Origin of the sequence: Sphingorhabdus sp. (assembly GCF_044357595.1) — a bacterium.
GTDB lineage: Bacteria > Pseudomonadota > Alphaproteobacteria > Sphingomonadales > Sphingomonadaceae > Sphingorhabdus_B.
The window spans coordinates 1-10,286 of the sequence record NZ_JBIKPH010000085.1 but is presented as its reverse complement, the minus strand read 5'-3'; the positions used below and the strand labels follow the sequence as shown (position 1 = coordinate 10,286).

Genomic DNA, 10,286 nt, shown 5'->3' with positions numbered 1-10,286 from the left:
GGTATGGCAAATGCCCGTCGCCATGATTTCGACCAGCACTTCGCCAGCCTTTGGACCTTCCAAATCCAACTCAACAATTTCCAATGGCTTTTTCGCTTCAAATGCAACTGCAGCGCGGGTCTTCATGTCACCTATCCTTAACTTTGTTGATCTGGTTGGATCTTACTTAAACACAATCGTGCGATTGCCATTGAGCATCACACGATGTTCCAGATGGAGTTTGACTGCGCGTGCGAGCACCCGGCTTTCGGTGTCTTGGCCTTGCGCGATTAAATCCTCAACTGTGTCGGCATGGTCAACGATCGACACGTCCTGCGTGATGATTGGTCCTTCGTCCAAGTCCGGCGTGACATAATGCGCGGTGGCACCAACCATTTTGACGCCCCGTTCATAGGCCCGATGATAGGGCTTTGCACCCTTGAACCCGGGCAAAAAGCTGTGGTGAATGTTGATGACGCGGCCATCGAGCTTGCGGCAAAGCTGGTCGGACAAGACCTGCATGTAGCGCGCGAGGATAATGAGATCGACCTGCTGCTCTTCAACCATCGCAAGCAATTTGGCCTCTTGGTCCAGCTTTGTTTCTGGCGTGATCGGCAAATGGTGAAACGGAATGCCCTCATGCTCTGCTCGGCGCTGCCAATTCACATGATTGGAAACGATGCTTGTCACGTCCATTGGCAACCGCGAGGTAGAGGTCCTGTACAAAAGATCGTTTAAGCAATGCCCGCCTTGGCTCACCATGATCATCGCGCGCAGTTTCTTGCGCAGGTCGTGAATTTGCCAGTCTAACTGAAATGCAGCTGCAACAGACATGAATGCGGCGCTAAAGCTTTCGCTGGTCGTATTGGCAGCGCACGAAATGGCAACGCGCATAAAGAAGCGCCCCGTATTTTTGTCGCCATATTGCGAGCTTTCAACGATGTTACAATCCTGACTCGCGATTGAATTCGCGACAGCCGCCACGATCCCTTTGCGGTCCTCGCAGGCTATTAACAAAACAAAGTCGGCCCCCATTTGCATCTTTTATCCCTATTCCCATGAAGTTGGGGGACCGCGTAGACTGCCATTTCCGCGCTCACCATTGGGTTTCGCTATATATTAGGTCTTCTAATCGCGACATGTAGATGATGTAATTGGTCGAAGAATTTATTTTACCAATCACGAAAATTTGGTCAATTGCTTGAAATGGGCTGCAGTTTCAGTCTGCATGGTGGAGTTTAAAGGCCCTCGCAACGTCGGGGGATGGTTGAGGGGAATGAAATTGAAAAGTTATTTGAAAATTTCGACGGCTGCGCTTGTTATTGCATCGGCTAGCGTTGGTATCGGTATCACTCCTGCATTTGCGCAGCAGTCGGCTGAAGATCAGGACCGCGGTATCGCGGACATCGTTGTGACCGCAACACGTCGCGAAGAGTCGGTAAACAAAGTTCCGCTCGCGATTACTGCTTTGGGCGGTGACACGCTGAGCGATTTGAACATAACCAAATTCGAAAAACTGATCGAATATTTGCCGAACGTGCGCGCTGCTTCGCGCGGTCCAGGTGCATCTTCGATCTTTATCCGCGGCCTTTCGACCGATTCGCCAGGCTTGCAAATTGCCGGTACTGCTGGTGCGCAGCCAACGGTCGCTCTGTACATTAACGATGCGCCAGCATCACTCGTTGGACGTAACCTTGACCTTTACGCCGTTGATCTTCAGCGCGTCGAAGTCTTGGCTGGCCCGCAAGGCACGCTCTTCGGCGCTAGTGCGATGGGTGGTGCGGTCCGCTACATTACCAACAAGCCCGATACGAGCGCATTTGGTGCCGGCTTCAACTCCAGCTACGCCTTCACAAAGGGTGGTGAAGAGAGCGTTGCTGGTGATGCATTCATCAACATCCCAATCATCCAGGACAAGCTGGCCGTTCGGGCAGTCTTTTACACTGACCGCCAGGGTGGTTATATCGACAATATCGCAGGAACTTTCCAAATGCCGTTCAACGGCAATGTGGGCGTCGCCGGTAAGTTACCGACCGGCAACCCACTGTTGGTAAGGCGGGCAATTGCATCATGCGCCGGAGTTTCAAATTGCACGGGAAGTCTTTACCGCGCGCCAACGCGTCAGACCATTAACAACGACGCCTTTGTGGAAGATAATTATAACGACGCAACCTATCGCGGTGGCCGTATTGCGCTGACTTGGAAGGTGACCGACGATTGGTCGGTTGATTTGATGCATGTGCGTCAGGAACTTGATACCGACGGTGTATTTGACTTCGAGCCTGACGTGGGCGACCTCAAGGTTACAAAGTTCAACGACAACTCACTCAGGGATCGCGTCAACTTGTCTACATGGGGCGTTAATGGCCGCTTGGGTGCACTTGACGTGATTTACACCGGTTCCTTCATGAAGCATAATGCTACCCAGATTGCTGATTATGCAGGATATTCGAACATTGGTCTGTATCTGCCTTATTATGAATGCGATCGCGGGGTTTATTATAGTAACCCAGCTCAGGGTAATACTTGTTACGCACCGAGTAAAACCTATCAGGTTCGCAACCGGACGGAGCGTATGACGCAAGAATTGCGTGTAACAACGCCAGCCGATAAGCGTGTTCGCGGTACTTTCGGTTTGTTCTACGATGATAACAAATTGTTCGACAATACCGACTGGTCATATCTGCAAGAGGCTGCTGGATATATATACCGCCGTGCTCCGAATGCTTCAGTCAATGCTAACGACACGAGCGTTCGTCCCGTTAAGGTCGGTTTCTTTAACGATATCCAGCGCAAGGATAAGCAGTTTGCTGCTTATGGCGAAGCTTCGTTCGACATCATTCCTGAAAAGCTGATCCTCACGGGTGGTCTGCGTTATTATAACGAAAAGGCATCAATCAATGGGTCGTCTAATGGCAGCTTTGGTGGGGCTCGGGGTGTCTACAATGCCGCTACGGGAACATACTCCGCAGCCACAACCCCGCCGACGGTTTATGGCGTTAGTGCAAACCTAAATCAACTTTATGCCGCTTCTTCACCTGCTAAATATAATGGCGTGTTGTACAAGGCTAACCTGACCTATCGCATCGGTGAGGGTTCACTGGTGTATGCAACCTATTCTGATGGTTTCCGTCCAGGCGGTTTCAACCGGAAACCTTGTGGCATTGGAAGTGCCACCTGCCCAACGAGCGCTGACTTTGTACGTCTTGGTTCATACGTACCGGATAAGGTGCAGAATTATGAAATTGGCGGGAAGTTCTCACTCCTCGACAGGCGTTTGCAACTTAATTTTGCAGCATATCAGATCGACTGGAGCAACATCCAGATTACCGTTTTCGACCAGAATATCTCTAACCAGACATTCACCACCAACCTACTTGATGCCCGGATCAGGGGTCTTGAGGGTGACGTGACTTGGCGCACAACGCCCGAACTTACGTTCAATAGTGCGTTTTCGTTCAACGACTCTGAAATGACGAAGTACCGGAAAAAAACAACTGTGCTTCGCCCACTGGGTGGTCCACTTGCGTTGAGCCCTAAATTTCAGTTCAATGCGCGCCTGCATTGGGAAAAGGAACTTTCCTCGGGGCTCACTCCGTTCGCGCAAATTGGCGTACATTATGTTGGCAAGAGCATTTCTGATGTTATTGATAATGTTGACATCCGTTACGGAGGCGGAACTGCAGTCTATAACGGCGTGACGGTCGGAGCAAATACCGTGGTCGCGCCAATAAAAGCTGCGCAGAACCTTGGTTCATACAGCACGGCTTCGGCATCCTTTGGTGTCTCGAAAGATGAATGGCGCCTGGAATTGTTCGGTGACAATTTGACCGACGAACGTCCTGAGCTTTACAAGAGCGGCAATGATGGTGAGCTTCGTACAACGACCTCACGTCCACGCACAATTGGACTGCGTTTCTCTTACAAGATCTAAGTGAAAAGGTGAGGCGCCCCTGGGAAACTGGGGGCGCCTTTCCACATTTGCATTTCTGCGTTGCGTTAAGCGTATGAAGTGCTGCAGGGTTCGTGCAATCGTTCGTCACATTATGGGAGAGTAGGTGACAATGTTGGCCGAGGCCTCGCCGGAAACTATGGATGTCATGTTGCGCGAAGCCCGGGCGCATCTGCAAAATGCCCGCTTGTCTGACGCGGAGGCATTGTGCCAACGCATACTAAAAACTGCGGCCGATAATATTGATGCGATGTACACCTTGGCCGTGTCGCAGCGAATGCAGCGCCAAGTGCCCGCGGCCCTTAAGACACTTGATAGTTTGATTGCCGTTGACGCCAGCTATGGTCGGGCGTGGCAAGAACGCGGGCATTGCTTTCGCGATAGCGGCTTGCACGAACAGGCCATTGCCGCTTACCAGCGTGCAGTGACCCACAACGGCGCGTTGGTCGCAAGTTGGCGCATACTCTCGGAAATGCATGACTCGGCCGGACGTGAGGGGCCGGCTAACTTTGCCCATGCGCAGTATGCGCATCTGTCTGCTCTTCCGCCTGAATTGTTAAGCGTTGCTAGCTTTATTCAGGAAGGGCGTATCTACAAAGCAGAGCAATTGTGCCGCGCATTCCTGCAACGCAACGGCCATCATGTCGAAGCCATGCGATTGCTTGCCGACATCGGGATGAAATTCAATGCCTATGATGAGGCGGAGTTTCTACTGGAATCGTGTAAGGTTCTGGCGCCCGACAATGTCAGCGCGCATTTCGATTATGTGAAAGTATTGCGAAAGCGCCAAAAATTCGAACTGGCACTCAGCGAAGCGTCAGAACTGCGGGAAAAAGAACCAGATAATCCCGAGTTTGAAATGCTGTACGCAAATGAAAACCTCGCGGTTGGTAACTTTGATGCGGCAATGCTCGTCTATGAAGCGTTGCTCAGTTCGATGCCGAATAATCCCGGCATAAATCTGACTTACGGCCATGCGCTTAAGACTGTCGGGCGGCAGGATGATGCAATTTCCGCCTATCGCCGCGCCTATCAGGTGCGACCGGACTGTGGCGACGCTTATTGGAGTTTGGCCAATCTGAAGACATACCGTTTTGACGATCCCGAGATCGCCCAGATGCGGGAGCGACAAGCTTCGGCGATGACAGCGCTTGAAGATCGGTATCATCTCTGTTTTGCCTTGGGGAAGGCGCTGGAGGATCGCGGTGACTATGGCGCGTCGTTCGAATATTACGAGCTAGGCAACCGCCTGAAGCGCGAGGAACTTAAGTATAATCCCGCAAGGCTGACCAACGAAATGCGGCTGCAGCGTGAACTGGTGTCGACGGATCTCGTGAACCGTTTTTCAGGCGCAGGCTGTTCCGCGCCTGACCCGATTTTCATTGTTGGGCTGCCCCGCGCGGGCTCCACCTTGCTAGAACAAATTCTGGCATCGCACAGTCAGGTCGAAGGCACGATGGAGCTGCCGAATATTTTTGCCTTGGCCTTCCGGCTTGACCGGCGGCGCGTTGTTGGTGAGGAACCAGAATATCCCGGCAGCTTAGCGGATTTGACGCATGAAGATGTTACCCGCTTTGGCGAGGAGTTTATCCGCGACACGCAGATATACCGCAAGGGTGGCACGCCCTTTTTCATCGACAAAATGCCCAATAACTTCCGTCACATTGGTCTCATTCACATGATCTTACCGAATGCAAAGATCATTGATGCGCGGCGTGGGGCCATGGGTTGCTGTTTCAGTGGCTTTAAACAGCTGTTTGCCGAAGGTCAGGAATTCACCTACGGGCTTCAGGAAATCGGCCAATATTATTCGGACTATGTGCGGCTGATGGACCATTGGGACACTGTGTTGCCCGGCAAGATTTTGCGCGTCCGCTATGAGGACGTCGTTGCGGACTTGGAAACACAGGTTCGTCGACTGCTCGACCATTGCGGTCTACCTTTTGAAGAGGCATGCCTCAATTTCCACCAGAATGAGCGCGCGGTCCGCACTGCGAGCTCGGAACAGGTGCGACAACCGATTTTTAAAAGCGGCGTCGATCAATGGGAGAATTTCTCTTCCTATCTCGACCCGTTGCGTGATGTATTGGGCCCAGAATTGGCCGCAACCTGAGGGGAATGAATATGGCTAGCAATGCTCCGAACGCGCCGGTAAAAGCCGATGAAGTCTCCTCGCTGGGCCAGCGTTGGTATGTTCTGATCATCATGATGCTGGTGTACACGATCAGTATCGCGGACCGGTATGTTCTGTCCACGCTGCTTGGGCCGATCAGTAAAGAGTTAAAGTTGAGTGACACGGAAACGGCATGGCTTGGTCTGCCGCTCGCGCTTTTCTATGTGATAATGGGCATCCCCTTGTCATGGCTGTGTGACCGCACGAACCGCCGCAACCTGCTGGCCGCGTCGGTTGCTGTCTGGTCATTTATGACGGCGATTACGGGGTACACGCGCGGCTATTTCGACTTGCTTTTGGCCCGTGTGGGCGTTGGTATCGGTGAGGCTGGAGGCACGCCAGCTTGCAATTCCATTATCGCTGACTACTTTCCCGCCGACCGGCGCTCTATGGCTATGACCGTGTTTGCACTTGGCGCCCCGATCGGCGCCTGGCTTGGTTCCGACATCGCGGGCCTCGTCTCTACAGTTCATGGCTGGCGCGCCGCATTCTTTGTGCTGGGCGTGCCCGGTATCATTTTGGCGCTGATCATCATGGTAACGATTAAGGAACCCAAGCGTGGGCGCCTTGACGTGGTGAAGGAAGATAAAGCGCCAACGGTCATGGAAACGATGAAGTTCCTGTGGTCACAAAAATCAGCCGTGCATGCGATGATGGGCAGCGGGCTGTCAGCTTTTTGGGGTTGGGGATTGATGTGGTTCACGCCGTTGTTCCTACAACGCACCTACGGCATGGACGAAGGCGAAGCCGGCGGCATGCTAGGCTGGATTTACCTTGTTGGCGGTATTGGTGCGTCTTTGTTGACGGCATGGGTTGTGGCGCGTCCTACCTATACCGACCCACGTAAAATCGCCCGGCTTTTGGCTGTGGTAACGGCATTGGCCACTGTCCCGTCGTTTCTTGCTTATTATACACGGGATCTGGGTGTGGCGCAGGTGATGTGGTGGCTGTTCATTCCGGCAATCTATTTCTATATTGGCCCAGCATTTGCACTTTGCCAGAACTTGGCTGCACCGAAAATGCGGGCAATGGCGGTAGCCATATCGTTGGTTATCGCCAATGTTCTGAACCTTATCGTTGCGCCTACAATTGTTGGCAGCCTAAGCGACTTTTTTGACGCTGCGGGTGGCGGGAATGCGGATTCTTTGCGTCTCGCGCAACTCATTCTCGCACCAACTGGCTTGTGGGCTGCGTGGCATTATTGGCGCGCCGAAAAATACATTATTGAAGATCAAAAGAGAGCCATTGGATATGTCTAATTCGCCGCTAAAATCCTATATTAACGGCGAATGGGTACTCCCCGCGACCTCGACCACGACTGTGGATGCCGTAAATCCGGCGACCGAGGAAGTTTGCGCCGTCGTTGCTGTTTGCGGGCGTGACGATGTCGATTTGGCCGTGACAGCAGCGCGCGCTGCTTTTGACGCCTATGCGGCGACTTCGCTTGAGCATCGGATCGCGTTGGTTGAAAAGCTGATTACCATCTTTGAACGGCGTTATGATGAGATGGTGACCGCTATTTCGACCGAGATGGGCGCGCCCTATGACTTGTCCCACGATGCGCAGGCCGAAAGCGGCCCCGGGCATTTGCGCGCGACGGTGAAGGCCGTATGCGAAATGACGTGGGAATATAATGTCGGTGTGGATGGCATTGTCGTGCATGAGCCTATTGGCGTCTGCGTGCTTATTACGCCATGGAACTGGCCGATAAATCAGATCGTGTGTAAAGTGGGACCTGCACTGATCACAGGTTGCACCATGGTTTTGAAACCCAGCGAGATGGCCCCTTTGTCGGCGCAATTATTTGCCGAAATGGTCGATGAGGCAGGTTTCCCCAAAGGCGTGTTCAACATGATCCACGGCACGGGCGCCTCGGTCGGTGATGCGCTGACCAGCCATGCGGAAGTCGACATGATTTCCTTCACCGGATCAACGCGCGCGGGTGTGCAGATTGCCAAAAATGCCGCGGATACAGTCAAGCGTGTTGCGCAGGAACTCGGTGGAAAATCGGCCAATATTGTTTTTGCCGACAGCGATCTGGAAGCGGCAGTCACGCGGGGCGTTCTGCATTGCTATGGGAACACTGGCCAGTCGTGCAACGCGCCGACGCGTATGCTTGTCGAGCAATCGGTCTATGACGATGCAGTTATTATTGCTGCGCGCGTAGCGAAAGATGCGCAGCTTGGCGACCCGAAGGAAAAGGGGCCACATTATGGCCCGGTGGTCAGCAAGGCACATTATGACAAGATCCAAGGCCTGATTCAGGTCGGAATCGATGAAGGCGCTCAGCTTGTTGCGGGCGGTACCGGTCGTGCCGACGGCTTTGATCGCGGCTATTATGTGAAACCCACAGTTTTTGCTGGCGTCCATAATAAGATGCGCATTGCGCAAGAAGAAGTGTTTGGGCCGGTGCTGGTTCTGATTCCGTTTAAGGATGAAGCCGATGCCATCGCCATCGCCAATGACTCGCCTTATGGCCTCTATGCCTATGTGCAGACCGGCGATATGGATCGCGCCCGCCGGGTATCGCGGCTCATGCGGGCGGGCGGTGTAAGCATTAATGGCACTAGCCAAGACTATATGGCGCCGTTTGGCGGCTACAAACAGTCGGGCAATGGCCGCGAATATGGCGAGTTTGGCGTACGTGATTTTCTGGAGATCAAATCGATCAGCGGGTTCCGCCCAGTATGAAGCTGACCGACATCGAAACCTTCGTCGTAGGCAACCCGCCGCCGCATTTTGGCGGACGCTATTTTGTCTTCGTCAAGATAACGACCGACAGCGGTGTGTCAGGTATCGGCGAGGCATATTGTGTGCCGTTTGAACCACATCTTGTCGCCAAGATGATTGAGGATGTGTTTGCGCGTTATGTCGCAGGCAATGATCCGCACGATATCGAAACGATGTGGCGCCGCGTGTATTCAAGCGGCTTCACCCAACATCCCGATTTGACATTGATGGGCGTTTTGTCAGCGCTCGAAATGGCGTGCTGGGACATCATCGGCAAAGAAGCAAATAAGCCAGTGTACAAATTGCTTGGTGGCCAAGTGCACGAACGTTTGCGCGCCTATACCTATATCTATCCGCGGCCCGGTGACACAAAAGATGTGTATCACGATCCCGATCTTGCAGCAGAACGATCGGCGGAATATCTGGCCCAAGGCTTCACCGCGCTGAAGTTTGACCCTGCCGGTCCGTATTCCGCATTTGATGGACGCCAATTGTCGTTGGAAGCGCTTGACCTATGCGCGCGGTTTGCAAAATCCTTGCGTGAGGCTGTCGGGATGAAAGCAGATTTGCTGTTTGGAACGCATGGTCAAATGACCGCTGCAGGGGCGATACGGCTGGCCAAACGGCTTGAGCCATATGATCCGCTTTGGTTGGAAGAGCCTGTGCCGCCCGATGCGCCCGATGAAATGGCCAAGGTTGCAAGGGCAACGTCTATTCCCATTGCAACGGGTGAGCGGCTTACGACAAAATATGATTTTGCGCGACTGTTGCGCGCGGGCGCGGCGGCGATTTTGCAAATGAATCTTGGCCGGGTCGGCGGCATTTTGGAAGCAAAAAAGATCGCCGCCATGGCGGAGGTTGATCATGTCCAGATCGCGCCGCATCTTTATTGCGGACCAATTGTCGGCGCGGCCAATATCCAGATTGCGACCTGTTCACCCAACTTCTTGATCCTTGAAAGCATTGAGAGTTGGGGTGGCTTTCACACTGAAATTTTGAAATCGCCCATCCGTTTTGAAGAGGGGCATGTCATTCCATCGACCGAGCCGGGGTTGGGCGTGGAATTGAACGAAGATGTTGCGCGTGCCAATCCATATACCGGCAATATGCTTCATCTCGAAATGACGCAGCACCCCGTCCAGTGACCGAGGAATTCGACTATATCATCGTCGGCGCAGGCACGGCGGGTTGTGTGCTGGCCAACCGCCTGACTGAAGACGGCAAATACAGCGTCTTGTTGCTGGAAGCTGGGGGAAGCGATCGGTCAATTTGGATTCAAATGCCAATTGGCTATGGCCGCACCTTTTTCGATAAGCGGATTAACTGGATGTACGATACCGAGCCCGTTGAGGCGCTGGGTGGTAGGCAGAGCTATTGGCCGCGCGGAAAGGTGATCGGTGGGTCAGGTTCAATCAATGCGATGGTCTATGTACGCGGCCAGCCGCACGATTT

At 53.2% G+C, this 10,286-nt stretch carries 7 protein-coding genes and 1 pseudogene; 6 read left to right on the top strand and 2 right to left on the bottom strand.

Features of this window, described 5'->3' with window-relative positions:
* A pseudogene (locus ACIQ2T_RS09145) lies at positions 1-126 on the bottom strand (S-(hydroxymethyl)glutathione dehydrogenase); the annotation flags it as partial.
* Positions 127-162: 36 nt separating this feature from the next.
* On the bottom strand, positions 163-1,014 hold the full coding sequence (purU, locus tag ACIQ2T_RS09140; RefSeq protein ID WP_397590542.1) for a formyltetrahydrofolate deformylase: 852 nt from the start codon (positions 1,012-1,014) through the stop codon (positions 163-165).
* 247 nt (positions 1,015-1,261) lie between these two features.
* Between purU and ACIQ2T_RS09135 the strand changes: the two genes are divergently transcribed.
* The 6 genes from ACIQ2T_RS09135 to ACIQ2T_RS09110 all read left to right on the top strand — a co-directional run.
* Positions 1,262-3,913: a TonB-dependent receptor gene (locus tag ACIQ2T_RS09135; RefSeq protein ID WP_397590540.1), complete on the top strand. Its 2,652-nt coding sequence runs from the start codon at positions 1,262-1,264 to the stop codon at positions 3,911-3,913.
* 130 nt (positions 3,914-4,043) lie between these two features.
* Positions 4,044-6,044 carry a tetratricopeptide repeat-containing sulfotransferase family protein gene (locus ACIQ2T_RS09130; RefSeq protein ID WP_397590541.1) on the top strand — a complete coding sequence of 667 codons (2,001 nt, stop codon included), beginning with the start codon at positions 4,044-4,046 and terminating at the stop codon, positions 6,042-6,044.
* Between the two features lie 11 nt (positions 6,045-6,055).
* A complete protein-coding gene (locus ACIQ2T_RS09125) occupies positions 6,056-7,363 on the top strand; it encodes a spinster family MFS transporter (protein WP_397590539.1) in 1,308 nt (435 codons plus the stop codon).
* Positions 7,356-8,795, top strand: a complete 1,440-nt coding sequence (locus ACIQ2T_RS09120; protein ID WP_397590538.1) for an aldehyde dehydrogenase family protein — start codon at positions 7,356-7,358, stop codon at positions 8,793-8,795. Before ACIQ2T_RS09125 ends, ACIQ2T_RS09120 begins: the two co-directional genes overlap by 8 nt.
* Entirely contained in the window at positions 8,792-9,979 is a 1,188-nt protein-coding gene (locus ACIQ2T_RS09115) for a mandelate racemase/muconate lactonizing enzyme family protein (protein WP_397590537.1), read from the top strand. The genes ACIQ2T_RS09120 and ACIQ2T_RS09115 overlap by 4 nt, the downstream gene beginning before the upstream one ends.
* The coding region (locus ACIQ2T_RS09110) for a GMC family oxidoreductase N-terminal domain-containing protein (protein ID WP_397590536.1) at positions 9,976-10,286 on the top strand (311 nt) is incomplete at its 3' end. The genes ACIQ2T_RS09115 and ACIQ2T_RS09110, both read left to right, overlap by 4 nt.